The organism is Sandarakinorhabdus sp., from assembly GCF_032115815.1.
Taxonomy (GTDB): domain Bacteria; phylum Pseudomonadota; class Alphaproteobacteria; order Sphingomonadales; family Sphingomonadaceae; genus Sandarakinorhabdus.
Map to the genome: position 1 here is coordinate 1,856 of NZ_JAUMBI010000048.1, position 26,837 is coordinate 28,692.

Annotated in this window: 30 protein-coding genes and 1 tRNA gene; 15 read left to right on the top strand and 16 right to left on the bottom strand. The window is 65.8% G+C overall.

Features of this window, described 5'->3' with window-relative positions; all coding sequences use genetic code 11:
* From RT662_RS02610 to RT662_RS02625, 4 genes are all read left to right on the top strand, one after another.
* On the top strand, positions 1 to 107 hold a 107-nt coding region (locus RT662_RS02610), incomplete at its 5' end, for a hypothetical protein (protein WP_313668968.1).
* A 2-nt stretch (positions 108 to 109) separates the two neighbouring features.
* Complete coding sequence (locus RT662_RS02615) at positions 110 to 370, top strand: hypothetical protein (RefSeq protein ID WP_313668920.1); 261 nt, start codon at positions 110 to 112, stop codon at positions 368 to 370.
* Positions 371 to 443: 73 nt separating this feature from the next.
* Positions 444 to 974, top strand: coding sequence for a class I SAM-dependent methyltransferase (locus tag RT662_RS02620; RefSeq protein WP_313668921.1), 531 nt, complete (start codon positions 444 to 446; stop codon positions 972 to 974).
* Positions 974 to 1,375 carry a PaaI family thioesterase gene (locus tag RT662_RS02625; protein ID WP_313668923.1) on the top strand — a complete coding sequence of 134 codons (402 nt, stop codon included), beginning with the start codon at positions 974 to 976 and terminating at the stop codon, positions 1,373 to 1,375. Before RT662_RS02620 ends, RT662_RS02625 begins: the two co-directional genes overlap by 1 nt.
* A gap of 116 nt (positions 1,376 to 1,491) precedes the next feature.
* Here the strand turns inward: RT662_RS02625 and RT662_RS02630 are convergent, their stop codons facing one another.
* The 3 genes from RT662_RS02630 to RT662_RS02640 are packed head-to-tail and all read right to left on the bottom strand — an operon-like array spanning position 1,492 to position 3,582.
* Positions 1,492 to 1,875: a DUF1905 domain-containing protein gene (locus RT662_RS02630; RefSeq protein ID WP_313668924.1), complete on the bottom strand. Its 384-nt coding sequence runs from the start codon at positions 1,873 to 1,875 to the stop codon at positions 1,492 to 1,494.
* 13 nt (positions 1,876 to 1,888) lie between these two features.
* Positions 1,889 to 2,482 (bottom strand): methionine biosynthesis protein MetW, encoded by a 594-nt coding sequence (gene metW, locus RT662_RS02635; RefSeq protein WP_313668926.1) that lies wholly within the window; start codon positions 2,480 to 2,482, stop codon positions 1,889 to 1,891.
* The gene (locus RT662_RS02640; RefSeq protein WP_313668928.1) at positions 2,479 to 3,582 is read right to left on the bottom strand and encodes a homoserine O-acetyltransferase; all 1,104 of its coding nucleotides are present in this window, start codon (positions 3,580 to 3,582) and stop codon (positions 2,479 to 2,481) included. The genes metW and RT662_RS02640 overlap by 4 nt, the downstream gene beginning before the upstream one ends.
* A 63-nt stretch (positions 3,583 to 3,645) precedes the next feature.
* On the opposite strand from RT662_RS02640, the gene hisC reads away from it, so the two are divergent.
* The 3 genes from hisC (at position 3,646) to RT662_RS02655 (ending at position 6,804) form a co-directional block, all read left to right on the top strand.
* Positions 3,646 to 4,752: a histidinol-phosphate transaminase gene (hisC, locus tag RT662_RS02645; protein WP_313668930.1), complete on the top strand. Its 1,107-nt coding sequence runs from the start codon at positions 3,646 to 3,648 to the stop codon at positions 4,750 to 4,752.
* Positions 4,752 to 5,651, top strand: a complete 900-nt coding sequence (locus tag RT662_RS02650; protein WP_313668931.1) for a prephenate/arogenate dehydrogenase family protein — start codon at positions 4,752 to 4,754, stop codon at positions 5,649 to 5,651. Before hisC ends, RT662_RS02650 begins: the two co-directional genes overlap by 1 nt.
* Positions 5,652 to 5,835: 184 nt before the next feature.
* Positions 5,836 to 6,804, top strand: a complete 969-nt coding sequence (locus tag RT662_RS02655) for a CsgG/HfaB family protein (RefSeq protein ID WP_313668933.1) — start codon at positions 5,836 to 5,838, stop codon at positions 6,802 to 6,804.
* Positions 6,805 to 6,857: 53 nt separating this feature from the next.
* Here the strand turns inward: RT662_RS02655 and RT662_RS02660 are convergent, their stop codons facing one another.
* The 8 genes from RT662_RS02660 to fabD form a co-directional block, all read right to left on the bottom strand.
* Positions 6,858 to 7,829, bottom strand: coding sequence for a hypothetical protein (locus tag RT662_RS02660; protein WP_313668935.1), 972 nt, complete (start codon positions 7,827 to 7,829; stop codon positions 6,858 to 6,860).
* Positions 7,826 to 8,551: a lysophospholipid acyltransferase family protein gene (locus tag RT662_RS02665; protein WP_313668937.1), complete on the bottom strand. Its 726-nt coding sequence runs from the start codon at positions 8,549 to 8,551 to the stop codon at positions 7,826 to 7,828. The genes RT662_RS02660 and RT662_RS02665 overlap by 4 nt, the downstream gene beginning before the upstream one ends.
* Positions 8,551 to 9,156 (bottom strand): YdcF family protein, encoded by a 606-nt coding sequence (locus RT662_RS02670; protein WP_313668939.1) that lies wholly within the window; start codon positions 9,154 to 9,156, stop codon positions 8,551 to 8,553. The genes RT662_RS02665 and RT662_RS02670 overlap by 1 nt, the downstream gene beginning before the upstream one ends.
* Positions 9,153 to 10,118 (bottom strand): endolytic transglycosylase MltG, encoded by a 966-nt coding sequence (gene mltG / locus RT662_RS02675; RefSeq protein WP_313668941.1) that lies wholly within the window; start codon positions 10,116 to 10,118, stop codon positions 9,153 to 9,155. The genes RT662_RS02670 and mltG overlap by 4 nt, the downstream gene beginning before the upstream one ends.
* An 8-nt stretch (positions 10,119 to 10,126) precedes the next feature.
* On the bottom strand, positions 10,127 to 11,389 hold the full coding sequence (gene fabF / locus RT662_RS02680) for a beta-ketoacyl-ACP synthase II (RefSeq protein WP_313668942.1): 1,263 nt from the start codon (positions 11,387 to 11,389) through the stop codon (positions 10,127 to 10,129).
* A 204-nt stretch (positions 11,390 to 11,593) separates the two neighbouring features.
* Positions 11,594 to 11,830 (bottom strand): acyl carrier protein, encoded by a 237-nt coding sequence (locus tag RT662_RS02685; RefSeq protein WP_017668290.1) that lies wholly within the window; start codon positions 11,828 to 11,830, stop codon positions 11,594 to 11,596.
* A gap of 164 nt (positions 11,831 to 11,994) precedes the next feature.
* Positions 11,995 to 12,735, bottom strand: coding sequence for a 3-oxoacyl-[acyl-carrier-protein] reductase (gene fabG, locus RT662_RS02690; RefSeq protein ID WP_313668945.1), 741 nt, complete (start codon positions 12,733 to 12,735; stop codon positions 11,995 to 11,997).
* A gap of 12 nt (positions 12,736 to 12,747) precedes the next feature.
* Complete coding sequence (gene fabD / locus RT662_RS02695; RefSeq protein ID WP_313668969.1) at positions 12,748 to 13,686, bottom strand: ACP S-malonyltransferase; 939 nt, start codon at positions 13,684 to 13,686, stop codon at positions 12,748 to 12,750.
* A 294-nt stretch (positions 13,687 to 13,980) separates the two neighbouring features.
* On the opposite strand from fabD, the gene RT662_RS02700 reads away from it, so the two are divergent.
* Positions 13,981 to 15,075: a tetratricopeptide repeat protein gene (locus tag RT662_RS02700; RefSeq protein ID WP_313668947.1), complete on the top strand. Its 1,095-nt coding sequence runs from the start codon at positions 13,981 to 13,983 to the stop codon at positions 15,073 to 15,075.
* Between the two features lie 72 nt (positions 15,076 to 15,147).
* Here RT662_RS02700 and bfr read toward each other — a convergent pair whose 3' ends face one another.
* Complete coding sequence (bfr, locus tag RT662_RS02705) at positions 15,148 to 15,627, bottom strand: bacterioferritin (RefSeq protein ID WP_303780833.1); 480 nt, start codon at positions 15,625 to 15,627, stop codon at positions 15,148 to 15,150.
* Between the two features lie 129 nt (positions 15,628 to 15,756).
* A complete protein-coding gene (locus RT662_RS02710; RefSeq protein ID WP_313668950.1) occupies positions 15,757 to 15,930 on the bottom strand; it encodes a (2Fe-2S)-binding protein in 174 nt (57 codons plus the stop codon).
* A 174-nt stretch (positions 15,931 to 16,104) separates the two neighbouring features.
* On the opposite strand from RT662_RS02710, the gene RT662_RS02715 reads away from it, so the two are divergent.
* Complete coding sequence (locus RT662_RS02715; RefSeq protein ID WP_313668952.1) at positions 16,105 to 17,193, top strand: peptidyl-alpha-hydroxyglycine alpha-amidating lyase family protein; 1,089 nt, start codon at positions 16,105 to 16,107, stop codon at positions 17,191 to 17,193.
* 21 nt (positions 17,194 to 17,214) lie between these two features.
* Here the strand turns inward: RT662_RS02715 and RT662_RS02720 are convergent, their stop codons facing one another.
* The 3 genes from RT662_RS02720 to mutL form a co-directional block, all read right to left on the bottom strand.
* Complete coding sequence (locus RT662_RS02720; RefSeq protein ID WP_313668954.1) at positions 17,215 to 17,844, bottom strand: heme-binding protein; 630 nt, start codon at positions 17,842 to 17,844, stop codon at positions 17,215 to 17,217.
* Between the two features lie 7 nt (positions 17,845 to 17,851).
* Entirely contained in the window at positions 17,852 to 18,316 is a 465-nt protein-coding gene (locus tag RT662_RS02725; RefSeq protein ID WP_313668955.1) for a cupin domain-containing protein, read from the bottom strand.
* Positions 18,317 to 18,406: 90 nt separating this feature from the next.
* Positions 18,407 to 20,227 carry a DNA mismatch repair endonuclease MutL gene (gene mutL / locus RT662_RS02730; protein ID WP_313668957.1) on the bottom strand — a complete coding sequence of 607 codons (1,821 nt, stop codon included), beginning with the start codon at positions 20,225 to 20,227 and terminating at the stop codon, positions 18,407 to 18,409.
* 152 nt (positions 20,228 to 20,379) lie between these two features.
* Between mutL and RT662_RS02735 the strand changes: the two genes are divergently transcribed.
* The 6 genes from RT662_RS02735 to RT662_RS02760 all read left to right on the top strand — a co-directional run bounded on the left by RT662_RS02735 (position 20,380) and on the right by RT662_RS02760 (position 26,278).
* Positions 20,380 to 21,420: a rod shape-determining protein gene (locus tag RT662_RS02735; RefSeq protein WP_313668959.1), complete on the top strand. Its 1,041-nt coding sequence runs from the start codon at positions 20,380 to 20,382 to the stop codon at positions 21,418 to 21,420.
* A 22-nt stretch (positions 21,421 to 21,442) separates the two neighbouring features.
* Positions 21,443 to 22,399 (top strand): rod shape-determining protein MreC, encoded by a 957-nt coding sequence (gene mreC, locus RT662_RS02740; protein WP_313668960.1) that lies wholly within the window; start codon positions 21,443 to 21,445, stop codon positions 22,397 to 22,399.
* Positions 22,400 to 22,411: 12 nt separating this feature from the next.
* Positions 22,412 to 22,972, top strand: a complete 561-nt coding sequence (mreD, locus tag RT662_RS02745; protein ID WP_313668962.1) for a rod shape-determining protein MreD — start codon at positions 22,412 to 22,414, stop codon at positions 22,970 to 22,972.
* Complete coding sequence (mrdA, locus tag RT662_RS02750; RefSeq protein ID WP_313668964.1) at positions 22,965 to 24,968, top strand: penicillin-binding protein 2; 2,004 nt, start codon at positions 22,965 to 22,967, stop codon at positions 24,966 to 24,968. The genes mreD and mrdA overlap by 8 nt, the downstream gene beginning before the upstream one ends.
* Before the next feature lie 5 nt (positions 24,969 to 24,973).
* On the top strand, positions 24,974 to 26,083 hold the full coding sequence (gene rodA, locus RT662_RS02755) for a rod shape-determining protein RodA (protein WP_313668966.1): 1,110 nt from the start codon (positions 24,974 to 24,976) through the stop codon (positions 26,081 to 26,083).
* Between the two features lie 119 nt (positions 26,084 to 26,202).
* A tRNA-Lys gene (locus RT662_RS02760) sits at positions 26,203 to 26,278 on the top strand.
* Positions 26,279 to 26,837: the final 559 nt, after the last annotated feature.

Below are 26,837 nucleotides of genomic sequence, written 5' to 3' on the forward strand. Positions count from 1 at the left end.
TGGTAACGCTGCTGCACGAAATGGGCCGCCGCGACGCGAAAAAGGGCCTTGCCACTTTGTGCATCGGCGGCGGCATGGGGATTGCCATGTGTGTTGAGCGAGGGTGAGGGTGAGCCTTCCCCCTCTCTCCGCCTTGCAGCCCCTGCTAATCAGCATCAGCTTCATCATCGTCGGTGCGGTGCTCGTGCCCCGCGGCCCGCAAAGCTATCGCAGCATGTCGAATTTTCGGTTTTTGGGTGCGCTGTTTCTTGTAGGCTTGGGGGTCGAGCTGACACTCCAAATCATGCAGTTCGGAAAGCCGGGCATGTCTGTCGGTCTGGTGATCGGGGCCCTGGTCGTCAGGCTGGCCGAGCGCACCAAGCAGGGGTGAAACGAATGGTCGGGAAACCCGTGTCTCTGACCGGGCCTTCCCCCCTGCCCTGATCCGCGCCATAAAACACCGCATGATCCGCGAAGCCACCCCCATCGAGCGGCTGTTTGCCGGCCATCGCCCCGAACATCCCAACGGGCGGCTGTTGGTGCTGGGCCAGCCGCCGGAAAAGCTGCCGCTGGTACTGGAAGGCTGGGAACATGTCGCCTGCGTGGCGGCGAGTGACGAGGAACTGCGGCCCGGCACGGTGCGTGCCGATCCGCATCACCTGCCCTTCCACGAAGCGCTGTTCGACAAGGTGCTGCTGTCGGCCCCTTTGATTCAGCCACGGCTGATGCTGCGCGAATTGTGGCGGGTTCTCTCGCCGGCGGGCCTGGCCGTGCTGATCGTGCGGGCGCGGCGGCCGTGGCACATCAAGGATATCGGCTGGCTGCGCGAACCGCTGCAACTGCGGCTGGATGAAGCCATGTTCGAGGTGCTGGACTGGCGGGTGGAAGCCCTGCCGGAGCGCTATCACGTCGTGCTGGTGGCCAAGACCGATTGGCAGAAGCCGGTGCTGGTCGGCGCGGCTGATCCGGCGATGGTGCCCAGGCTGATCAACTGATGGACGCAACTGCTCTCGCCGCCGTGGTGAAGATGGTGCCATTTGCCGCCCATCTTGATCTGACCATCGTGGAATTGGGCCGGGACCGCGTTGTCGTCCATGCCCTCATCAAGCCGGAATATTGCACCAGCGGCGGCACGGCCCACGGCGGCTTCCTGATGGCGCTGGCCGATTTCACCGGCGCGGTTGGCGCGTTTCAGGTGCTGCCCGAAGGCGCGAAAAGCACCACCACGATCGAATCGAAAACCAACATGATGGGGGCGATTCCGGTGGGCAGCACGCTGGTGGCCACCGCGACGCCGCTGCATGTTGGCCGGCGGACGAGCGTGTGGGTGACGCGGGTGGAAAGCGCCGAGGGCAAATTGGCCAGCGTGACGACGCAAACGCAGATGGCGATCTAAACCTACTCCGTCACCCCGGCGAAAGCCGGGGCCCATCGCCCTGACGCGGTTACTTGCTGCACTTTCGGGAGATGGGCCCCGGCTTTCGCCGGGGTGACGGGTAAAAAAGGTGACGGTTAAAGGCTGAGTTCCACCGTCACCACATCCCCCTCGCCCACGCCTTCCTTCTTCCGCACCGCCGCCTTCACCGGCAGCAGATAGCCGCCCACATCCTTCGACGGGAATACCGACGTCGCCCAGGCTGTGCCGCCCAGCGTCACCTTCACATACACCGATCCCCACGCCGCCGAGCGCCCCGGTGCCGCCGCCCGGATGCCAGCCGCCACATCGCCAGTGATGGTGAGAAAATGCCAGCTCATCGGGGACGGCTTCCCGTCCGCCGCTTTCCCCTTCCAGATCCACAGCGGCCCGGTGAACGTCCACTCACGTGCCGAGGGCAGTTCATGCCCCAGCTCTTCCCGCAGGAAACGGATCAGTTCGGGATCAAGATCGTCGTCCACGCCTCACGATAGCCTATCGGCGCAGGACGAACACTCCGGTATCCGCCAGCAAATTGGGCCACAGCGCAACCTGCCGGCCCGCCGCCAGCCCGGCCCGGCGCTCCACCGTCAGGCCCATCTCGCTGGCGAGCGCCTCGAAATCGGCGATGGTGCAGAAATGGATATTGGGCGTCTCAAACCAGCTTACCGGCAGGCTGCGGGTGACGGGCATGCGGCCGCTCATCGCCAGACCCAGCCGTACCCGCCAATGGCCGAAATTGGGGAAGGAGACGATGGCGCTGCGCCCGATGCGCACCAACTGCGCCAGCACATCCGCCGGCCGCTGCATCGCCTGCAACGTGTTCGAAAGGATCACCACGTCGAACGCGGCATCGGGATAATCGGCCAGATCGGTATCGGCGTCCCCCTGAACGACGGCAAGGCCACGGCCCACGGCAGCGGCCACATCGCTCGCATCCAGTTCGATGCCGCGGCCTTCCACGCCCTTGGTATCGCGGAGCCAGGCCAGCAACTGGCCATCGCCGCAACCGATATCGAGCACGCGCGCACCCGCCGGCACAGCGGCGGCCACGGCGGCCAGATCCGGGCGCAGCGGAACTGGAGTCATGCCGTCAGGAACCCGTTGACGACCCGGTTCATTTCCGGCGCGTCGAGCAGGAAGGCATCATGGCCGAACGGGCTTTCCAGTTCCACGAACGACACCGGCGCCCCGGCCGCGTTCAGCGCCCGCACGATGCGGCGGCTTTCGGCGGTGGGATACAGCCAGTCGGAGGTGAAGGAGACCAGGCAGAACCGGCTCTGCACCCCGGCAAAGGCCCGCGCCAGATTGCCGTCGTGCGGCTGGGCGAGATCGAAATAGTCCATCGCCCGCGTGATGTAGAGGTACGAATTGGCATCGAACCGCTCGACAAAGCTCAGGCCCTGATGGCGCAGATAGGATTCGACCTGGAAATCGGCATCGAACCCGAAGCTCACCGCATCACGATCCTGAAGGCGCCGGCCGAACTTCTCGGTCAACCCTTCTTCCGACAGATAAGTGATGTGCGCCGCCATGCGCGCCACGGCCAGGCCCGCCGCCGGCGGCTTGTCGGCCGCATAGGCCCCGCCCGCCCACATCGGATCGGCCATGATCGCCTGCCGGCCAACTTCGTGGAAGGCGATGTTCTGCGCGCTGTGGCGGGCCGCCGTCGCGATCGCCACCACCTTCTTCACCCGCGCCGGATGGTTCACCGCCCAGGTCAGCGCCTGCATGCCGCCCATCGAGCCGCCAATGACGGCCGCCAGCGTGCCGACTCCCAGATGATCAAGCAGCCGCGCCTGTGCTTCCACCATGTCGGCGATGGTGATCACCGGAAAATTCATCGCGAACGGTTGGCCGGTGCGCGGATCGATACTCGATGGCCCGGTGCTGCCCATGCAGCCGCCCAGCACGTTGGCGCAGATCACGAACCAATGTTCCGGGTCGACCGGCTTGCCCGGGCCCACAAGCCGTGTCCACCAACCGGCCTTGCCCGTAACGGGGTGGGCGCTGGCCAGATATTGATCCCCGGTCAACGCGTGGCACACCAGAATCGCGTTGGTGCGATTGGCGTTCAGCTTGCCATAAGTTTCATAGGCGATGGTGAGTTCGGGCAACACGCCGCCGCCCGCCAGCGGGAACTCCCCGGGCAGCGTCACACGGCGATCAAGGCCAAAACGTTCGTCCATTGCGGCGCGGGAATAATGGCGAAGGGGTGACTGTGCCAGCGATATTCGCTAACGGCCCAAGTCATGAATATCGCCGCACCCCAGATGAAACCCTGGATCGAAGCCATGCACGCCTATGTGCCGGGCAAATCGAGCGCGGGCGCGCCCGTGGTGGCGAAATTGTCGTCCAACGAAAATCCGTGGGGGCCGTCGCCCATGGCCATCGCGGCGATGCAGGATGTGATCGCGCAAGGCCATCGCTATCCCGATCCGGCCTCCACCGCGCTGCGGGAAGCGCTGGGCGCCAAATACGGCGTGAACCCGGCCCACATCATCTGCGGAACCGGCAGCGACGAAATTTTGCACATGATCGCATCCGCCTTCGCCGGCCCGGGCGACGAGATCATCCACGTCCGCCACGGATTCGCCGTCTATGAAGGCGCCACCCGCCGCGTTGGCGCCACACCGGTCGTGGTGCCGGATGTGGATTACACCGGCGATATCGATGCCATTCTGGCCGCCATCACGCCCGCCACCCGCGTCATCTACATCGCCAATCCCAACAACCCGACCGGCACATTGCTGCCCGCCGCCGACATCCGCCGGCTGATCGCGGGCGTGCCCAGCGATGTCGTGCTGGTGCTGGACTGTGCCTATGCCGAATTCGTCGAAGCCGACTATGAAGACGGGCTGGCGCTGGCGCAGAGCCTGCCCAACCTGATCGTCACCCGCACCTTTTCCAAGATCCACGGCCTCGCCGCGCAGCGCATCGGCTGGGCGGTTGCCCCGCTGCCGATCATTGCCGCGCTCGACCGGGTGCGTGGGCCGTTCAACGTCACCACCACCGGCCAGGCCGCCGCCGTCGCCAGCCTTGCCGATGATGCCCACCTCGACATGGTGCGCCGCGAGACGATCCGGCTGCGCGCGTGGCTGGAAGGCGAGATTGCTGCGCTGGGCAACGCCGGTCTGCGCGCCATCCCGTCGGCCTGCAACTTCATCCTGGTCGAATTCCCGGAAGATGGCCCGGTCACGGCAGCAGGAGCCAACGAATGGCTGCTCGATCACGGCATCATCTGCCGTTATCTCGCCGTGCAGGCCATGCCGCGTTGTCTGCGCATCTCCATCGGCACCGAAACCGAAACCCGCACCGTCGCTGCCGCCCTGCGCGACTATGTGGAAGGCGCGGCCTGATGCTGCCGTTCGCGCGCGTTGCCATCATCGGCATGGGCCTGATCGGCTCAAGCCTCGCGCGCGCCGTGCGCGAAGCCATGCCGACGGTGCAGCTGACAGTGACCGATGCCAGCCCGGCGGTGCGGGAACGCGTGGCCGAACTGGGCATCGCCGATGATGTGGCCGATGGCGCTGGCGCAGCCGTGGTCGATGCCGATCTCGTCATCCTGTGCGTGCCGGTGGGTGCCATGGCCGACGTCGCCGCCGAAATCGCCCCGGAACTGGCGCCCGATACGGTGGTGAGCGACGTGGGTTCGGTGAAGGAAAGCGTACTCAAGGTGCTGGGCGCGGCGTTGCCAGGCGTGCATGTCATCCCCGCGCACCCGGTGGCGGGCACCGAAAAATCCGGGCCGGATGCCGGCTTCTCCAGCCTGTTCAAGGGCCGCTGGTGCATCATCACGCCGCCGCAGCGCGCCGATGAAATGATGGTGGAACGCCTGTCCGAATTCTGGCGGCGGCTGGGGGCCAAGGTCGAATTGATGGATGCGCCGCACCATGATCGCGTGCTCGCCGTCACCAGCCACCTGCCGCACCTCATCGCCTATTCGATCGTTGGCACCGCCAGCGATCTGGAACAGGTGACCAAGGCCGAAGTGATCAAATATTCCGCCGGTGGTTTCCGCGATTTCACCCGCATCGCCGCATCCGATCCGGTAATGTGGCGCGACGTCTTCCTCAACAATCGCGAGGCGGTGCTGGAACTGCTGGGCCGCTTCACCGAGGATCTGGTCGCATTGCAGCGCGCCATCCGATGGGGCGAAGGCGACGCGCTTGAAAGCCTGTTCACCCGCACCCGCGCCATCCGCCGCCAAGTGATCGACGAAGGCCAGGACACCGACAAACCCGATTTTGGCCGGTAAACCGGGCGCTGCTTGATTCTGGCTGGCATGCCGGCCGGGGCTTGATTCTGGCCGCTTGCCATTTTGGGCTTTGCCTTTTGCGCCGCAGCCATGCGATATCCGTGTCCAGAGTATTTGGGTCGCGTAACTGCGCGGCAGGCCGAAAACGGCCGCTGCACGCCAAGAGCCTGTTTCGGGGGAATTCATGACGAAGCGTATCATCCAGACCGTGGCCGCGATCTCCGCAGCCGCCATGGCAATGTCGGCCGTTCCGGCCACCGCCCAGATCGATGCCGGCCGCAAAGGCGGCATCGAAAAGGCCCGTGACAAGAAGGTGGCCGAACTGCCGACCTGCAGCAAGCCGATCGGCACGCTGGCCATCGGCGAACCGGAAAACCGCTGGTGGGGCGATCTCGGCCTCGGTTCGCCTGAAGCGTTGTTGCGCGTCTATGCGCAGAAATCCGGCTGTTTCCGGCTGGTGAACCGCTCGCAGCGCGGCATGGCCGCCATGCAGCAGGAACGCGCCCTGGCATCGGGCGGCGAACTGCGCGGCGGCGGCGCCATCGGCAAGGGCCAGATGGTCGAAGCCGAATACACCATGATCCCCGATATCGTGACGGCCAACCGCAACAAGGGCGGCTTCAAGATCGGCGGCCTGCTTGGCGGTTTCGTGCCCGGCATCGGCGGCGCGCTGCTCGGCGGGCTCGATATCAAGAAGCGCTCGGCCAACGTGCTGCTCAATGTCGTCAACAACAAGTCGTCGGAAGAATTCGTCACCGAAGGCCGCTCCACCAAGACCGATGTCGGCTTCGGGGCCGGCGGCGGCATCTTTGCCGGCGGCTTCCTGGGTGCCGGCGGCGCCAGCGGTTATGCCGATTCCGAAATCGGCCAGGTCATCGCGCTTGCCTATCTCGATGCCTTCACCAAGCTGGTCTCCAATCTGGGCGGCATGCAGGAGGCGGTGGGGCAAGCCGCCCCGCAAAAGGCCGTGGTGATGAAGAACGCCGGCCGCATGTTCGCCGGCCCGGCGCTCAATTCCAAGGTGATCAAGCCGCTCGACGGCGGCGCCATGCTCTATCCCACCGGCAACAAGGAAGGCGGCTTCTGGGAAGTGGCCGACGAACTGGGCACCAAGGGCTGGGTGAGCGAAATCGCCATCGGCGTCGCCAAGTAAGAGCCCGCACACAACAGCACGGCCATCCGCCCACAAGGCGGGTGGCCATTCTGCTATCGCAATCGGGGGCAGGCCGGCAATTGCCCGCGGCGGGCGCGCGTGGCCAGATCGGCGGGAATGCCCGAAAGTGCCACCGCACCGCCCGCCGGCAACGCTGTTTCCAGCGCCAGCCGCACCGCGCTGCGCAGCCGCTGTTCGGCCGGCGGCACGCGGCCGGTCAGCGCCGCCTGCACCGCCATCGGGCAGACCGTGGTGATGGTGCCGCCCAGCCGCAGCCCAGTCGCCAGCGGCACCACAGTCGCATCCAGCTTGAAGAGTTCGCCGGTGGCGTCGCTGCCGGTCATCACCAGATCAAGGCTGCCGCCGCCGTCTGCCCAGCGGCGATAATCGTCCATGCGGCCGGCGGCGCGCGCCGTCACATCGGCAGCCAGGCTGATCGGCGCGCCCTGCCCCAAGGCAAAGCCGGTGGCGCCGATCACCAACTGGCCATGCTGGGCCAGGCGCGGGCTGGCCGGATCGGCGGGCTTGGCGCCAAACACCTCGCGAATGTGCAGTTCAAGGCTGTCGGCGCGGTAATCCGGGCCAAGGCCGGCATTTCCGGTCGCGCCGGGCAGCACGATCGACAGGCGGGCCAGCCGGTTCAGGCCGGCCGCATCCGGCGCGATCTTCAGGCTGGCCGTGGCCGTTGCCGCCGCCGCGCGGGCCTGCAGGCCGCCAGCGCCCGCCGCCAGCGCCACGCCCTGGCCCTGCAATACGGTCAATTCCGGTCGCCACGGCCCGCGGTTGAGCCGCAGCTTTTCCACCGCCAGAGCCACACTGGTTCCGCCTGCATGCGTCAGCTTCACCCAGGCCAGTTCGGCTTCCATCCGATAGGGAAAGCCCGTCACCTGCACTTGCCGGCCGGGAAACCAGCCGGCCAGCGTGGTTTCGAAATCCGCCGCCCAGCCGCGCCAGAAATGGCCATAGGCCGCCAGCCCCAACAGCAGCGGCAGCAGACTGAGCAACAGCGGCCAGCGGCGTTTCATGTGCGACCCTCTGCTTGCAGCGCATTGATCGCGGCGTGCACCGTGCGCTCAACCTCGTCACGCGGCAGGCCGGGCGGGATCGGCGCTGCCACCTTCATGTGCACCGTACCGGGATATTTGATGAAGCTTTTCGGCCACACGCTGCCACTGTCGAGCGCGATCGGCACCACCGGCAATTTCAGCATCTTGTAGAGCCCGGCAAAGCCAGCGGCGAGCGGCGGCGTTTCGCCCACCTGCACCCGCGTGCCTTCCGGGAAGATCACCACCGGCCGCCCCCTGGCCACGGCCGCCTGCGCCTGCCGCATCATCTCGCGCAACATCCCGGCCGAACCGGATCGATCGACGAAGATGGAACCATGCCGGGCCGAGGCGAGGCCCCAGATCGGGATCTTGCGCAGTTCCTGCTTCATCACCACCGCCGGCCGTTCGAACCACCACAGGGTGAGAATGGCTTCCAGCGCACTTTCATGTTTCAGCGCAAACAACTGCGGGCCCAACGGAATCTCGCCGTCGATCTCGATCCTGATGCCGGTGATGGCGCGACTGCACAGGCGGAACCAGCCCGCCCACAGCTTCGGGCCGATATAAAGGCTGGCCCCCGAACCCAGCAGCCCCAGCAGCAGCGCCAGCGGCACCAAAATCAACGATCCGCCCATGAACATGATCTGGAAGATGATGGTGCGAACCAGGGCCAGCAGGGTTGCCAGCGGGTGATGCCGCATCACGCCGCCCCCGCCAGCAGCGCACCCCGGCGCAGCAGCCACTTCGAATATTCGAACGCCAGGCCCGGCGCCTTGGGTTCCGATGGCACCGCGTCCAAAAGCACCTTCACGTGTGGAGGCAGCACGCGCGACAATTCCAGCCGGGCACGGCGCATGTGGCTGGCGCTGGTCACCAGCCGGATCGATTTATACTCGTGCTTTGCCACCCAGCGCGCGGTCTCTTCGGCGTTCGACCGCGTGTCCACCGCTTCATAGCCCAGATCGGTGGAGCGCAGCCGCCGCGTTGCCACCCCGAACGCCGCGGCCAGCTGGCGGCGGCTGGTCTTCTCGCCCACACCCGATACCAGCATGCGCCGCGCCGCGCCGGCTTCCACCACCGCCAGCCCGCGCCGGAACCGCCCGGCACCGCCGGTCAACACCACCACGCCATCGCTTTTCACGGCGAGCGGCGCCGGCCCCGGCAGGGTGAGGCTGAACCAGATCAGGCCCAGCATCCACGCCAGCACCGGCAACGCCGCCGCCCGCGCCAGCCACATCAGCGGCCCGGCCTTGCGGCGCTTCAGGGCCGCCCGGCGCGCGTTGTTCGGGAACGAGCGGGGGCTCACATCTCACCGCGCTGGCGGCGCAGGGCAAACCAGCGCGCCACATTGGCGTTGTGTTCGGCCAACGTCTTGCCAAACACATGCCCGCCGCTGCCATCGGCAACGAAATAGAGCGCGTCCGTCTCCGCGGGATCGAGCACGGCCATGATTGAGTCCCGCCCCGGATTGGCGATCGGGCCTTTCGGCAGGCCGGGCTTCAGATAGGTGTTGTAGCCGGTGTCACGCCGCAGTTCCGATTGGCGAATGCGGCGGCCCAGCGGCTTGCCGGCGGTGATCGGGTAAATCACCGTGGGATCGGCATCCAGTTTCATGCCGATCCGCAGCCGATTGCTGTAAACCCCTGCAATCGTGCGACGTTCGCTGGCCTTGCCGGTTTCCTTCTCCACGATGCTGGCCAGCGCCACGGCTTCCGCCGGGCTCTTCACCACGGCCCGCGCCGTGCGCTTGGGCCACAGATCAGCCAGGGTCTTGGTCATCGCCGTCTGCATGCGCTTCAATACCACGGCGCGGTCCTCACCGGGCTGATATTCGTAGGTGTCGGGCAAGATACTGCCTTCGGCCGGCACCGCGGCCTTGCCTTTCATGCCCGGCACCGCGTTCAACCGCTCTGCCACCAGCACCGCCGGCCAGCCTTCGGGAATGGTCACGGTGAAGCGTTCCACCTCGCCCTTCTGCAGCTGGCCAAGAATATCGCGCCATGCCGTGCCGGTGCGCAGCCGATAGCGCCCGGCCTGCACCGGCGCGTCGCTGCCCAGCAGGCGGGCCAGCACGCGGAACTCCCCGGCAGACGAAACAAGGCCGGCATCTTCCAGGTCGCTTGCCACGCCCGACAGGCTGGCCCCGCGCTTCACCTCAAATGAAACCGCCGTCCCGGCCGAGTTGGCCCACCCGAACCACGGCGCCAGCACGAACGGCACGCCCACCAGCAAGAGCAGGGCGACAAAGGCCAGGAAGGCGCGGCGCATCGCCCGGCTCAGACGCTGCGCATCACCAGCGTCGCGTTGGTGCCGCCAAAGCCGAACGAGTTGTTGAGCACGGCGCGGATGCGGCGCTGCTTGGCGACGTGCGGCACCAGATCAACCCCGATGCAGGCATCCGACGGATTGTCGAGATTCAGCGTCGGCGGCGCCACCTGGTCACGCAGGGCGAGCAGGCAGAAGATCGCTTCCACGGCACCTGCCCCGCCGAGCAGGTGGCCAATGGCCGACTTGGTGGACGACATCGATACATTGTCGATGGCGCTGCCGAACAGCCGCTTCACCGCACCCAGTTCCAGCTCGTCCCCCATCGGGGTCGAGGTGCCGTGGGCGTTGATATAATCGATGTCTTCCGGGTTCAGTCCGGCCTTGCGCAGCGCCATCGCCATCGAACGGAACGCGCCCGAACCTTCCGGATGCGGCGCGGTCACGTGATAGGCATCGCCGGTCAGGCCATAGCCGATCACTTCGCCATAAATCTTGGCGCCGCGCGCCTTTGCACGCTCATATTCTTCCAGCACCACCACACCGGCGCCTTCGCCCATGACGAAGCCATCGCGATCCTTGTCATAGGGGCGGCTGGCGCGGGTGGGATCATCGTTGAAATTGGTCGACAGCGCGCGGGCCTGGGCGAAACCGGCGATGCCCAGCGGGCACAGCGCGCTTTCCGAACCACCGGCCAGCATCACATCGGCATCATCCAGCGCGATCATGCGCGCCGCGTCACCAATGGCGTGGGCGCCGGTGGAGCAGGCGGTGACGACCGCGTGGTTGGGGCCCATCAGGCCATATTTGATCGAAACCTGGCCGGAGATGAGGTTGATCAGCCGGCCGTGCACGAAGTGCGGTGACACGCGGCGCGGGCCCTTTTCGTGCAGCACGATTGATTCGCTGGCGATGCCCGGCAGGCCGCCGATGCCGCTGCCGATGGAGCAGCCGGCGCGGAAGCGCTCTTCCTCGGTCATGTCGGTCAGGCCGGCGTCTTCAATGGCCTGGCCAGCGGCATCGATGCCATAGACGATGAACGGATCAACCTGGCGCTGCACCTTGTAATCAACACGCTTGTTGGCATCGAAGGTGAGGCCGGTGCCGTCGCCGGCCTTCACTTCACAGGCGATGCGGCACAGCTGATCCGACGCATCAAAGCGGGTGATCGGGCCGGCTCCCGATTGCGAGGCCAGGATGTTGGCCCAGACGGTTTCGACATTCGCACCCAACGGGGTGACCAGGCCCAGACCAGTGATGACGACACGGCGCATCGGCAATCCATTCTTCTGCGCGACCGGCCTGCCCTGCCGGTGCTGGGGGGTTGGGCCACCTGTGGAAAGGAAAGGCCCATTTGGCACGAAACGGCCCGCCGCTTCTGTTCAAGCGATGGGCCGTTCCAGTATTTTGCCGGCACCGCCGGCCAGCCCTGTCAACAAGGCGCGAAGGCCGCGGCAGGCGCGGCCTTCAGCCCGAAATCACTTGCCGTTGGCACCGATGAAATTGATCGCATCGGCCACGGTGAGGATCTTTTCGGCGGCATCGTCGGGGATTTCCACGCCGAATTCTTCTTCGAAGGCCATCACCAGCTCGACGGTGTCGAGGCTGTCGGCGCCCAGATCGTCGATGAAGCTGGCGGCTTCGGTCACCTTGTCGGCTTCCACGCCCAGATGCTCGACAACAATCTTCTTCACGCGCTCGGCGACATCGCTCATGGTTTTCTTCCCTTGTTATCGCGGCGAAGCATCGCCGGTGGTTGGCTAACAGTTACCCGGCGGCAGTAGCGTGATGGCGAAATTGTGGCAAGAGCGCAGCGTGGCCTGCGTGCATGGCGCAGCCAAGCGGACGGACCCGGCGGCCCTGCCGCCGGCCGCGCCCATCAGGGCATCGCCATCCCGCCATTGATGTGCAGCGTATGCCCCGTGACATAGCTGGCTTCCTTCGACGCCAGATACACCACCCCCGCCGCAATATCCGCGCCTTCACCCAGCCGCCCCGCCGGAATCCGCCCCGTCAGCGCATCCTTCTGCGCGTCGGGCAACGCATCGGTCATCGCCGAAACGATGAACCCCGGCGCCACGCAGTTCACCGTGATGTTCCGCGATGCCAGTTCCTGGCCCAGCGCCTTCGACATGCCGATCAGCCCGGCCTTGGACGCCGCATAATTGGCTTGGCCCGGATTGCCCGTCACGCCCACCACGCTGGTGATGGCGATCATTCGGCCAAAGCGCTGCTTCATCATTGGTTTGGCGGCGGCTCGATAGAGGCGGAAGGTGGCTTCGAGGTTGATGCGGATCACGTCCGCCCACTCATCATCCTTCATGCGCATCGCCAGATTGTCGCGCGTGATGCCGGCGTTGGCGACCAGGATATCCAGCCGGCCGCCCAGTGCCTCAACCGCCTGCGGCACCAGCGCATCAACAGCGGCGCTGTCGGACAGGTTGCATGGCAGGATCACGGCATCGGGGCCGCATTCGGCTGCAACGGCGGCCAACGCTTCGGCGCGGGTGCCAGACAGGGCAACGCGGGCCCCGCGGGCAGCCAATGCCTTTGCAATCGCGCTGCCGATGCCGCCGGACGCGCCGGTAACAAGGGCGGTCATGCCGGTGAGATCAAACATGTTTGTGCTCCTTCAGGCGATCGCAGCAGCGATGGCTTCTACGCCGGACATGTCGGCGGCGGTGATGGTCGGCACGTCGGGCGTGATGCGCCGAATCATCGGGCCGAGCACCTTGCCGCCCAGTTCGACGAAACCGGTCACGCCCAGCGCAGCCATGGCCAGCACCGATTCCCGCCAGCGCACGGTGCCGCACACCTGTTCGACCAGCAGGGTGCGAATCACATCGGGATCGGTCACTGGCGCTGCCGTCACATTGGCAACCAGCGGCACCGTCGGCGCGGTCAGCGGGGCTGCCGCCAATGCTTCGGCCATTGCGTCGGCGGCCGGCTGCATCAGCGGGCAGTGGAACGGTGCGGAAACCGGCAGCAGCACCGAATGGCGCGCGCCCTTGGCCTTGGCGAGGTTCATGGCGCGGGCCACGGCCTCGACATGGCCGGACACGACGACCTGGCCGGTGGCGTTGTCGTTGGCCGCTGCACACACCTGGCCCTGGGAAGCCTCCACGGCAATCGCCTGCACGGTTTCGAAATCCAGGCCCAGCAACGCTGCCATGGCGCCCACGCCCGGCGGCACCGCGGCCTGCATCGCTGTCCCACGCAGCCGCAGCAGGCGGGCAGTATCAGCGAGGCCCAGGCTGCCGGCGGCGCACAGGGCGGTATATTCGCCCAAGGAATGGCCCGCCACATAGGCCGCCTTGTCCGCCAGCCGAACCCCGGCTTCGTTTTCCAGCACGCGAAGGCAGGCCATGCCCACCGCCATGATCGCCGGCTGCGCGTTGGCAGTCAGGGTCAGTTCGTCCTCCGGCCCCTCCCACATCAGGCGCGAAAGATGCTGGCCCAGCGCCTCGTCCACTTCCTGGAACACGGCGCGGGCGTGGGGGCTGGCGTCGGCAAGGCCCTTGCCCATGCCCACCGATTGGCTGCCTTGGCCCGGAAAGATGAAAGCGCGAATGGTCCCTCTCCCGATGGATCTCGTTGTGCGCCGCCGATTAGGCGCTTCATCGCGCCCATGCAACCGCCCGGCCCGAACGGCTGCGACACTATGGCGGACCGGGGCGTTTTGCCCGGTTGCAAGGCGCAAAACTTCCGTTATGGGCTGCCCTTCGCGCTCAGGGAGGGGCTCAAGGGGATTCGCAGCGGCCATTCATCGGCCAGTAACCCCCTGTAGACCATCTTGGTTCGCGGACCGGTGGCCACGCAGGCCGCAGGTTCTGAATTTTTGGACGAGAACAGCCAAGGATCGCCAATGAAGATTGATGCCCGCCTGCTGATCGCTGCAAGCCTTTTGGCTGTCGCCACCCCGGCTGCGGCCGCCGTGTCGCCTGCCGTGGGCAAGGCGCTCAACGCCGCCGCCGCTGCCGCCAAGTCGCGCAATGCCGCCGGTGTTGCCGCTGCCATCGGCCAGGCCCGCGCCGCCGCCAGCACCGCTGAAGAGCGGGAAAAGACTGCCCAGATGGCCGGCTTTGCCTTCACCGCTGTCGGTCAATATGGCCAGGCCGCTGCCGCGCTGGAACAGGTTGGCGCCCCGTGCAACCAGCTTGGCCCGCTCTATTATCGTGCCGGCCAACTCGACAAGGCTGTCGCCATTGCCCGCAAGTGCCCCGGTGAAGCCAGCCAGATCATGGTGGCGCAGGCGATGACCCGCCAGGGCAACCACAAGGCTGCGATCGCTGCCTACAACGCCCTCATCAAGAGCAACGGCCCCAAGGCCGTCTATCTGGAAAACCTGGCCGGCGCCCAGTTCAAGTCGGGCGACAAGCAGGCCTATCTGGCCACCACCACCCGCCTGATCAAGTCTGATCCGTCGGCGGCGCGCTGGAAGGTCCTGCTGACCGAGCTTCAGAGCCACAACATGCGTTCGGAAGCCAAGCTCGGGCTGTACCATCTGATGTTCACCACTGGCACGCTGGAACGCGCCAGCGATTATCAGGATTTCGCCCGCCTGGCCCTGATCAATGGCCAGGCTGCCGTCGCCAAGGCCGCGTTGGACAAGGTCGGGGGTGGCGGCGATCCCATGAGCCAGAAGCTGGCCGCCGCTGCTGCGGTCGGCGTTAGCAAGGAAGCCGCCGAAGCCGTGAAGCTGTCGGCCGCGCCGGCCACGGCCTTCAAGGGCGGCAACGCCTATCTGGGCCTGGGTGATTATGCCAAGGCGATCGCCGCTTATGACAAGGCGATTGCCGCCAACGGCCTGGATGCCGATTATGCCCGCGTGTTCAAGGGCATCGCGGCCACCCGTGGTGGCCAGAAGGCCGCCGCCATCGCCACGTTCAAGACGGTGAACGAAAAGAGCGGCATGAAGGATATCGCCGATCTGTGGAGCCTCTACGCTTCCACCCGCTGATCTTTCGCACTAACAGCAAAAGGGCCGCCGTGGCATCCCACGGCGGCCCTTTTTCGTTGGGATGCGGCCGCCTCAATCCCCCGCTGGCCGCGATTGCAGCTGGATATAATTGGCCAGGCCCATCTGCCGGATCATTTCCTGCTGCGTCTCGATGAAGTCCACATGCTCTTCCTCGGCACTGAGGATTTCGGCAAACAGATCGCGCGACGCGAAATCGCGCACCTTCTCGCAATGCTCGATGGCATCCTTCAGCAGCGCGATGGCCTCGAATTCCAGCTCCAGATCAGCCTGCAGCACCTCTTCCACCGTCTCGCCGATGCGCAGGCGATTGAGCGCCTGCATGCCGGGCAGGCCTTCCAGGAAGAAGATGCGCTCCATCAGCCTGTCGGCGTGTTTCATCTCGTCGATGGATTCGTGCCGTTCGTAATCGGCCAGTTTCTTGATGCCCAGATTGTCGAGCAGGCGATAATGCAGCCAATACTGGTTCACCGCCGTCAGCTCACCCTTGAGCACGGCATTCAGAAATTCGATCACCTTGGCGTCACCGCGCATGGCCTGTCTCCCTTTGCTGGGTCCGCCATGGCGCAAATCTTGATCTGAGTCAAGAAAAGTCGTGGTTTTTCTGATACTTATTACTGCAACGCACTTGCATTAGCAGCGGCCCGTTTCAGTCGAGCGCGTTCAGGCGAAGCTGCGCGCGTCCGCCAGGATTTCCTTGGCGAACGGCAGGCACTGCCCGCACTTCACCTTGCAGCCCAGCTGCGCATAAGCCGCCTTCGGGCACGATTTGCCGGCGATCCGCGCGGCTTCGCGGACATCCCGTTCCTTCAGCGCATTGCAGACACAGACGATCACGTTTCCCTCGCGAGTCGAGTGGCGTTACTGCGAAGCGTTATCAACGATCCTGGCCGCTAATGCAAGTGGTTCGCAATATCCGGATGTTTGCGGAGCGCCCCTCGCTGTGAAGCCAGCTACACAGCAGCGTGCAGACTGTTATGCTGCGCAAAAGTTGATGGGGGGAGACGCATCATGCTGCGCGCGATTGGACTTTGTGCCCTGCTGCTGGCCTCGGCCAGCGCCGCCCAGGAGGCGCCGGAAATCCGCTTCGACGCCGTCGATTTCCTCAAACCGCCGGCTGATCTCCACATGGGCGAAGTGGCCGGCGTCGCGCTCGGCAAGGCCGGCCAGGTCTACGTCTTCCAGCGCGGCAACACGCAGGGCCCGGCCTATGCCGCTGCCGCCGCCCAGTTGCTCGAATTCGATGCCAATGGCCGTTATGTGCGCGAGATCGGGCACAATCTCTACGCCTGGTCCTACGCCCATGCGACGCGCGTCGATGCCGGCGGCAACATCTGGGTGGCCGACAAGGGCTCCAACATGGTGGTGAAGTTCAATCCCGCCGGCCGCGTCGCCATGGTCTTTGGCCGCAAGCCCGAAGCCAGCGACGAAAACGCCCGCCCCTTGGAACATCCCAAGCCGCCGCTGCCAGCGGTAGACGGCCAGTTCCGCGAAGTGACCGACATGGCGTGGGACAGCCAGGGCAACACCTATATCAGCGATGGCTACATCAATTCCCGTGTCGCCAAGGTGGCCCCCGATGGCCGCTGGCTGGGCAGTTGGGGCAGCTTCGGCAGTGAGCCCGGGCAGTTCAACACGCTGCATTCGATCGCCGTCGATGCACGTGACCAGATCTATGTCGCCGATCGCGGCAACCGCCGCATCCAGGTGTTCGATACGGGCGGCAAGCTGCTGCGCATCATCCAGATCAATGTTCCCGCCCCGTCCGATGCGCCCGTTGCCATCGGCAACCGCCCGGCCGTGCCCGCTGCCGGGCCGGATGCCGCGACAACCAAAACGATGATGCCCGGCGCGCCGTGGGCGGTGTGCATCACCCCGCCGGGGCCCGGCGGCAAACAGCTGCTGTATGTTTCCGATGCCTGGCCCGGCCGCATCTACAAGCTGTCACTGGATGGCAAGGTGCTCGGCTGGCTGGGCGGATCGGGCAAGCAGATCAAGCAGTTCGGCTGGATCCACGAAATCGCCTGTCCGTCCGAGAATGAGTTGTATGTGGCGGAACTGCTCAACTGGCGCCTCCAGAAGCTGACGTTGCGCCCCTAGCAGGGCCGGTCACCCGTCCGTTCAGCCTTGCGCCGCTGGCGCAACCGGGATCATCAACTCGTTCCGGCGCAGAAACCAGAGTTTCCAGGGCGGATCATATTGCGCCAGGGACACCGGGCCGATCGCCTGCAGATGCTGCGCCGTGATGAAGGCCGACAAGGCGGCAGTGTTCGCCGTGATGGCATCCGGGCCGGCCAGGCCGCTGAAGCGGATCACGGCCATGCGCGCCGGCGCGATGGCGTGCAGGTGAACTTCGGGGTCGTTCGGCCGCGGCAAGCTTTCCAGCGTGGCACCGCGGGGCATGATGAAGCGGATGACCCACTGGCCGTCACCGCCGCTTTGCAACACAGGGGCCGTCATCGCGATTTTTTGGCCGGCTGCCGGTGCTTGCACCACTGGCGCTGTCATGGCGATTTTCTGCCGGGCGGTGTTGCCACCAAAGATATAGCCGGCAAGCAGGCGAAACCCGGCGCTCGCGGCGGCCTTGCGGTCACCGGTGACCGACACTTCCGCCACGACCAGTGCCGGATATTCGCGCACTTCGCAGTCGCCTTGCGCAAGGCTGACGGTGAAAGCGGGTTCTTCGGTGGCAATGGCACAGGCTCCTGTCAGGCAGAGGCCCAGTATCAGGGCCAGGCGGAGGAATTTCAAAGCCGCATCAGCCGTGTTCATCCGGCGCGTGGCCTGACTGCACGGACCAGTCGGCGGGCGAGTCTTCCGGGTCGGAGCTGGCGATCGCGGCCGTGGCCTGCACCCTGCCGGGCGCGTGGTGGGGCGGGGAATAAATCGTGTAGAGTTGCAGGGGATCTCCGCCGATGTTGATGATGTTGTGCCAGCTTCCCGCCGGCGCCAGCACGCACCAGCCATCCGAGACCTTTTCGTCGAAGGTCATCTGATCCTTGGCGGGCCCCATCAACACACGGCCTTCGCCAGTTTCAAGGCGGAGAAACTGATCGGTATCGGGGTGCGACTCCAGGCCGATTTCGCCGCCAACCGGGATGGACATAAGCGTGACTTGCAGATGCCGGCCGCTCCACGCGACCGAGCGGTAATGGTGGTTCTCGATCGCTGCCCGTTCGATGTCGAAGGATTGTGGCGCCGGGCCATGATCCTCGATCCGCATATCCCCACCTGGCATGGCTGCTCTCCTGAAAATCGGGAGGATAGCGCGGCAACAGCCGGCAGGAAGTGTCGGAAACCACGCAGGCGCGGATCAACGGCGGCCGAACAATTTCTCGATGTCGGTCTTGGCGAGCCGCACCCACGTGGGGCGGCCGTGGTTGCATTGGCCGGAATGCGGAGTGATTTCCATTTCGCGGAGCAGGGCGTTCATTTCGGCGATGCTCAGGTGTCGGCCGGCGCGGACGCTGCCGTGGCAGGCCATGGTGGCGGCGACGCCGTCCAGGCGCTCCTTCAAGCTCAGCGCGCGGCCGAAGGCGGAAAGATCGTCGGCAAGATCGGTGATCAGGCCCTTCACGTCGCACGTGCCGAGCAGCGCCGGCGTCGCGCGGACCAATATGGCGGTGGGGCCGAAGGCTTCGACCTCAAGGCCAAGTTCGGCCAGCTCATCGGCGCGGTCGGCCACCCGCCCGGCGCCGATCTCGTCCAGTTCCACCACTTCCGGTACCAGCAGCGCCTGGCGCGCGACGGCACCGCCGGCCAGCGCGCGGTTCATGCGTTCAAGTGTCAGGCGTTCATGGGCGGCGTGTTGATCGACGATGATCAGCGCGTCGTCGGTTTCAGCGACGATATAGGTGGCGGCGACCTGCCCGCGCGCTGCCCCCAAAGGGAATTGCTGGGGCGGCGGCGCGGGGACGGCAGCCGGGCCGGAGGCTGCAAAAGCCGGCGGCAATTGGTTGAACAGGCGCGGCGCTTCGGCCCAGCCAGCCGCTGGCGCAGCGCCGCCAGCAAAAGTCATCGTGCCGCCAGCGCCCGGATCACCACCGGCAGCGGCCGGCCACGAAACGCCAGCAGCCGGCAGCGGTTCCGACACGAACGCCGCCAATGCCGCGCCGGAAACCTGGGTGCTGGCCCGGTGCCCGGCTTCATCCAAGGCGCGGCGCAGCCCCGAAACGATCATGCCGCGCACCTGCGCCGCATCGCGGAAGCGCACCTCGGTCTTGGCGGGGTGGACGTTCACATCCACGAAGTCGGACGGCACATCGAGAAACAGCGCCACAACGGGATGGCGATCGCGGGCGAGCAGATCCTGATAGGCCCCGCGCAGCGCGCCCACCAGCAGGCGATCCTTCACAGGCCGTTGATTCACAAACAGATATTGGTGATCGGAAACGCCGCGGTTCCACGTCGGGATGCCGGCCAGACCGGCCAGATGCAGGCCATCCCGTTCCAGATCGACCGCCACGGCATTGCCGGCAAAATCAGGCCCGATGATCGCCGCCAGCCGCGCCAGCGTCGACCCGGGCGAGGCATCGGGCAACGGCGGCAAGTTGAGCAGGCGCCGGCCTTCATGCTCGACCACGAAGCCCACTTCGGGCCGCGCCATCGCCAGCCGGCGGATATGATCAAGGCAGGCCGCCAGCTCGGAACGCGGTGATTTCAGGAACTTGCGCCGGGCCGGCACCTGGGCGAACAGGCCATCCACCCGCGCCACCGTGCCCGGCGCCGCACTGGCCGGGCCATCGTGGACGATGCGGCCATTATCCACCACCAGCCGCCAGCCTTCGCCGCCTTCAGGCCGACTGGTCAGGGACAGGGTGGTGACTGAGCCGATGGACGGCAGCGCCTCGCCGCGAAACCCCATGGTATCAATGGCTTGCAGATCCTCGTCGGGCAGCTTCGACGTCGCGTGGCGCTCGATGGCCAGCCGCAATTGATCCGGAGCCATGCCAATGCCGTCATCCGCCACTTCCAGGCCATCGATGCCGCCGTTCACCAGGCTCACCCGGATGCGCCGGGCGCCGGCATCCAGGGCATTTTCCACCAGTTCCTTGGCGGCACTGGCCGGCCGTTCCACAACCTCGCCGGCGGCGATGCGGTTGATCAGGGTTTCAGGCAGGCGACGAATGGGCACCGCCGCTTAATAGGGGCAGTTGAGCGCAGTGTCATGTCTCCTGCGTTCCACTTTGGCCTTCACCCTTGCAAAAAGCGCCATTCGGGGCCAAAGCCGGCGAATTGTTCGCGCCCCCGCGAATCCCCTGCTCATGCCTTGGTAAAATCCCCATCATGTCGCCTTTCAGCCGGATGTTTTCCTTCCTCTCTCAGGATATGGCCATCGATCTCGGTACGGCCAACACGCTCGTCTATGTGCGCGGCCGCGGTATCGTTCTGAACGAGCCCAGCGTGGTCGCCATCGAGACCATTCGCGGCAACAAGATCGTCAAGGCGGTTGGCAACGAAGCCAAGGTGATGATGGGCCGCACGCCCGGCAACGTGGAGTGCATCCGCCCCTTGCGTGACGGTGTGATCGCCGACATCGATGTCGCCGAACAGATGATCAAGCACTTCATCAAGAAGGTGCAGACCAGCCGTTTCGGCCGCTATCCGGAAATCGTCATCTGCGTGCCGTCGGGTTCGACGAGCGTGGAAAAGCGCGCCATCCGAGATGCCGCCAACAACGCCGGTGCCACCCAGGTCTATCTGATCGAAGAGCCGATGGCCGCCGCGATCGGCGCCGGCATGCCCGTCACCGAACCGATCGGTTCGATGGTCGTCGATATCGGCGGCGGCACCACCGAAGTTGCCGTGCTGTCGCTGAAGGGCCTTGCCTACACCACCAGCGTGCGCGTCGGTGGGGACAAGATGGATGAAGCCATCATCAACTACGTGCGCCGCAACTTCAACATGCTGATCGGCGAAGCCACTGCCGAGCGCATCAAGAAGGAAATCGGCACCGCCAAGAAGCCGGCCGATGGTATTGGCCAGACCATCTTCATCAAGGGCCGCGACCTGATGAATGGCGTGCCGAACGAGATCCAGATCAACCAGGGCCAGGTTGCCGAGGCGCTGGCCGAACCGGTGGCGACCATCGTGGAAGGCGTGCGCGCCGCGCTGGAGAACACCCAGCCCGAACTGGCCGCCGATATCGTCGATCAGGGCATCGTGCTCACCGGCGGCGGCGCCTTGCTGGGCGAACTTGATGTCGTGCTGCGCGAAGCCACCGGTCTGCCGGTCAGCGTCGCCGACGAACCGCTCACCTGCGTTGCCATCGGCACCGGCCGCGCGCTGGAAGATCCGATGTATCGCGGTGTGCTGATCACCGCCTGAGCTGCAACCCATTCGGGGACCCATGGACTGGACTCCCGCCCCTCGCCGCCCCACCGCCATCCGGCGGGAGCAGAATCTTGCCCTGGTTTCGGCCGTGGTGTCGGGCGGCGTGATCGCGGCTGGGCTGATCCTGCTGCTGGTGGCGCGCGTCAATCCCGAAACGGCCAGCGGCGTGCGCGCGGCGGCCACCGATATTGTCGCGCCGCTGTGGTCGGTGGTGCGCGCGCCGATCGATGGCGCCGCCAAGCTGGGCGGCGATGTCGACGATTATTTCGGCGCTGTCTCACGGGCTGACCAACTGGAAGCCGAGCTGGACAAGGCCAATGCCCGGCTGCGCACCGCCCGCAACGGACAGCGCGAACTGCAGCAGCTGAAACGGCTGATGGCCGTGCGTGAACCCAGCCGCACCGTTGTCGTCACCACCCGCATCGCCGCCGCCACATCGGGCAGTGTTGCCCGCACCGCCATGCTGGCCGTGGGCAGCAGCGATGGCATCACCCGCGACATGCCGGTGATTGGCGCCGAAGGCCTGGTGGGCCGCACGCTGGAAGTGGGCCGCCAATCAGCCCGGGTACTGCTGCTGACCGATCCGCTGAGCCGTGTGCCGGTGATCGTCGAGCGCACTGGGCAGAGCGGGCTTGCCGTCGGGCGCAACCTGCCCACCCTGCTGCTTACCGATCGCATCGGGCCGGAACTGGCGCTGGTCGCCGGTGATCGCATCGTCACCTCGGGCGATGGCGGTGTGTATCCGCCGGGTGTGCCGGTGGGCGTGGTGATTGATCCACGCGCTGATGGCCCGTTGATCCGTCTCGCCACCAGCCCGCTGGGCGGCGGCTTTGTCACGGTGGAGCGCGGCTGGCTGCCCATCCCCGATACAAGGCCGCAGGGCCCGGTGTTCGATGCACCGGTGCCGGTGGAAGCCCGCACCCGCGGCGCGCCGCCACCGCGCCTGCGCACCAACGAACCGCCGGCGAATTGATTTGGCCCGCCCATGATCGCCACCCCGCCACCCCCTGCCCTGCTGATGACCGCGATCGAACGCCGGCGCTGGATATTGTCGTTGTGGCGCTATGCCGTACCGGCGCTGACCAGCGTGGCGCTGCTGGTGCTGATGCTGGCGCCGCTGCCGATCAGCCTGCCGGCGATGCCGCATCTGGCGCTGATGGCCGTGCTGGTGTGGGCGATGCTGCAACCGGCGCTGATGGCGCCGTGGGTGGCCTTCTGCATCGGGGCGTTGGCCGATCTGCTTTTCGGGCAGCCTGTGGGCGTCAACGCCACGCTGTTTGCACTGGCCACTGGCACGATGCGACTGGCTGGGCAGATGTTCGGGCGCCATGGTTCGCTGTTTGATTGGCTGCTGGTGACTGCCGTGCTGCTGGGCTTTGCGCTGCTCACCGGGCCGCTGATGGCGCTGGCCGGGCGGTCGACCCCGGTGCTCCCGCTGCTGTGGCAATGGCTCACCAGCGTGGCGGCGTGGCCGATGGTGGTGCGCCTGTGCGCCGCCATTCAGCGCCGGCTGGCGGCCTCTGCACCCCACTGGCGCCATGGATGATCCCGTTCGCCGCATGGCGTTTTCGCGCCGCGCCCTGCTGCTGGGCGCGGGCATGGCCGGCACCGGTGCGCTGCTGGCCGGGCGCATGGCCTGGCTCGCCGTGTTCGAAGGCGAAACATACCAGCTGCGCGCGCAGGCCAACCGCGTCCAAGATCGGCTGATCCCACCAAGGCGCGGCTGGATCGTCGATCGCCACGGCAAGCCCATCGCCCTGAACCGCCCGGATTACCGGCTGGAACTGCGCCCGGCCGAGGTGGACGATCTGGATGCAACGCTGGTCGCTATCCGCGCCGTTATCGATATCGATCTGGCCGAAGACGCCCGCATCCGCGACGATTGCGCCACCCAGCCCAGCTTCATGCCGGTTGTGGTGCGCCAGAATCTCAGCTGGCGGGAGTTTTCCGCCTGCAACGTGCGCCTCGCCACCCTGCCCGGCGTCACCCCGGTGCAAAGCTTCTCGCGCTTCTATCCCGAGGCTGATCATTTCGCCCACCTGGTCGGCTATGTCGGCGCGCCGACCCCGGAACAATATCGCGAGGAAAGGAACCCGCTGCTGATCTATCCGGGCTTCCGTATCGGCAAGGATGGGATCGAACGTTTTGCCGACAAACAACTGCGCGGCACCGCCGGTTCTTCCCGCGTCGAGATCACCGCCCGCGGCGAACTGGTGCGCGAACTGGGCACCAATGCCGACAAGCCCGGCGACACGCTTCGCCTCACCATCGATCGGGATCTGCAGGATTATGCCGCGCGCCGGCTGGGGGACAATTCGGCCAGCGTCGTCGTCATGGATGTCATCACGGGCGACGTGCTGTGCATGGTCTCCATGCCGGCCTATGATCCCAACATCTTCTCGCGCCGCGTGCCGGCAAAGCTGTGGAACGCCCTCCAGAAGGATGATCACACCCCGCTCTTGAACAAGAGCGCGATGGGCCTCTATCCGCCCGGCTCCACCTTCAAGATGGTGACCACGCTGGCGGCGCTGGAAGCCGGCATCGATCCCGGCGACACTGTGGGCTGTTCCGGCGCCTATCGGCTGGGCAACAACACCTGGCACTGCCATGCAAGGCGCGGCCACGGCGGCGTCAACATGCACCGGGCTCTGCCGCTTTCCTGCGATACCTATTTCTATGTCATGGGGCGCAAAGTGGGCATCGATGCCATTGCCGCCATGGCCCGCCGTCTGGGGCTGGGCCAGGAATATCCGCTGCCGCTGCCCGGCCAGACCAAGGGCATCGTGCCCGACAAGGCGTGGAAACAACGGCGCTATGGCCCTGATCCCAAAAAGGGAGACTGGCGCGAGGGCGAGACGCTGAATGCCTCGATCGGCCAGGGCTATATCATCACCAACCCGCTGCAGCTGGCGGTGATGACGGCGCGGCTGGCCAGCGGCCGTGAAGTGATGCCGCGCCTGACCGCGGATGGCCCGGCGCCGCAATTCCCGTCGCTTGGCGTCCCAGAGGCGCATCTGGCCCTCGTGCGCCAGGGCATGGTGGACGTGGTCAACGCCGGTTACGGCACCGCCCGCGCCGCGCGCAGCCCGATCGGCGACGTGCTGTTCGCCGGCAAGACCGGCACCGCCCAGGTGCGCCGCATCTCGGCTGCTGAACGCAAGCGCGGTGTGATCCGCAACGAAGCGCTGCCGTGGAAGCAGCGTGACCATGCGCTGTTCGTCGCCTTTGCCCCGGCCGATGCCCCGCGCTATGCGTGTTCGGTGATCATCGAACATGGCATCGCCGGCGGCCGCTATGCCGCCCCCATCGCGCGCGACGTCCTCAGTTTCCTGTTCGAACCCGAACGCGCACTGGCCGTGCTGCCGCCGATCGAGGCCGAAGCCGCCCGAAGCCGCGCCGCGCGGCAAGCGGGCGAAGCCGCCGCCAGCATCGCCAGCGAAACCCGCCAGATGATGCCAAGCTGGCTCAAGCTCGACATCAAGCCGCCGCTGTTCGAAATTGCCGACGCCGACGCGCCGCAACCCCTGCGCGAACCCGAATAACACCGATGGATCTGCTCAACGGACCCTGGCGCCGCGAACTGGCCCGCCTGCCTTGGGGGGTGGTGCTGCTAATCTGCGCCATCGCCGGCTTTGGCCTGGTCGTGCTCTATTCCGCCGGTGGCGGCTCGCTCGATCCCTGGGCGCTGAAACAGGGGGTGCGCTTTGCCATCCTGCTGGTGGGCGCGCTGGCGCTGGCGCTGGTGCCGCCCGAACGTTGGCTGGGCTGGGCCTGGCCGATCTACATCACGCTGCTGGTGGCGCTGGTAGGCGTGGAATTGGCCGGCGCCGTGCGCGGCGGCAGCCAGCGCTGGCTCGATCTGGGTATCATCCAGTTCCAGCCATCGGAAATGATGAAACTGGCCATCGTGCTGGTGCTGGCGCGTTACTATCAATATGTCCCCAAGGGCTACGAAAGCCGGCCCGATGTGCTCATCCCGGCGCTGGCGCTGATCGCCATGCCGGTGGGGCTGGTGATGCTGCAACCCGATCTGGGCACGGCCTTGTCCATCCTGTTCGGCGGCGTGGTGGTGCTGTTCCTGGCCGGCGTGCGGCTGTGGCTGTTCGGCACGGCGGCCGCGGCGGTGGCAGCAATGCTGCCGGTGGCCTGGTCAATGTTGCATGATTATCAGCGCAAGCGCGTGCTGATCTTCCTTGATCCCGAAAGCGATCCACGCGGCGCCGGCTATCACATCACCCAAAGCAAGATCGCCATCGGTTCGGGCGGCCTTTCCGGCAAGGGCTTCCTCAACGGCACCCAGAGCCACCTTGATTATCTGCCCGAACTCCACACCGATTTCGCCTTTGCCACCATGGCCGAAGAATGGGGCCTGATGGGCGGGCTGTTCGTCATCATCCTCTATGGCCTGGTGCTGGCCTGGGGCATCCGCACGGCGATCAATGCCCGCAGCCAGTTCCAGCGCCTGCTCAGCCTTGGCCTCACCGCCACATTATTCTTCTATCTGGCGATCAACATGATGATGGTGATGGGCCTTGCGCCGGTTGTGGGCATCCCGCTGCCGCTGATCAGCTGGGGCGGCAGTGCGATGATGACAGTGATGATCCTGCTGGGCGTGGTGATGGGCATCGCCCGCGCCAACCGTCCCCGGTTTGACTGATCGCGCGTTGGCTGACGCCAATTCACAAAAAACCGGTTTACAACCCCCCACCCCCCTGCTAATCGCCCGCTCCCGACCGGACGGCTCCGCCGCCCGATCTCACGCTTTCGCAAGCGTTTGGACGTATAGCTCAGTCGGTAGAGCAGCTGACTCTTAATCAGCGGGTCCCAGGTTCGAGCCCTGGTGCGTCCACCATATTTTCAAAGACTTAGAGGTCGCGCGAGCCATCCTTGGTTCTCTCATGGCTCACCTAGCAATCAGATAGCAATCAGGCGTGACAGATTCGCGGTGGGATAGAAACGTGCGCTCCTTCTGCTAGGGAAGGCAGAGTTGCAAGTAGGCGCCAAAGCGGGACCCCATAATTAGCGGCCTAAACACCTCCAATTGTCCTGGAATCTCAAGTTGTATTGGGTTCCGATCGGCGCCTATCGAAAGCCCGCGAAAAATGGCTTTCTTGAACAACTGTAAGCACATGCGCCGCATAAGCGGGGGGTCCCGCTTCGGCGCCGATTCACAATTGCGGGTCCAGCGGGGCGACCTACCCTTTGCAAGAGGGCGCTTTGGGCCCGACAGTAAAGCCGTATATATCGTTGATCATTGCACCGCGTCGATCACCGCCCGCACAATGCTGGCGGATCCCTTTCCTGCGGCCATGATCGGATCTCGCGCACCCATTGCGTCTTTGATGCAGTAAAATGCCGAATGGCTGCTGCTTCGCCAAGCGAAGATAAAAAGATCGGCGTTGCGCGCCAAA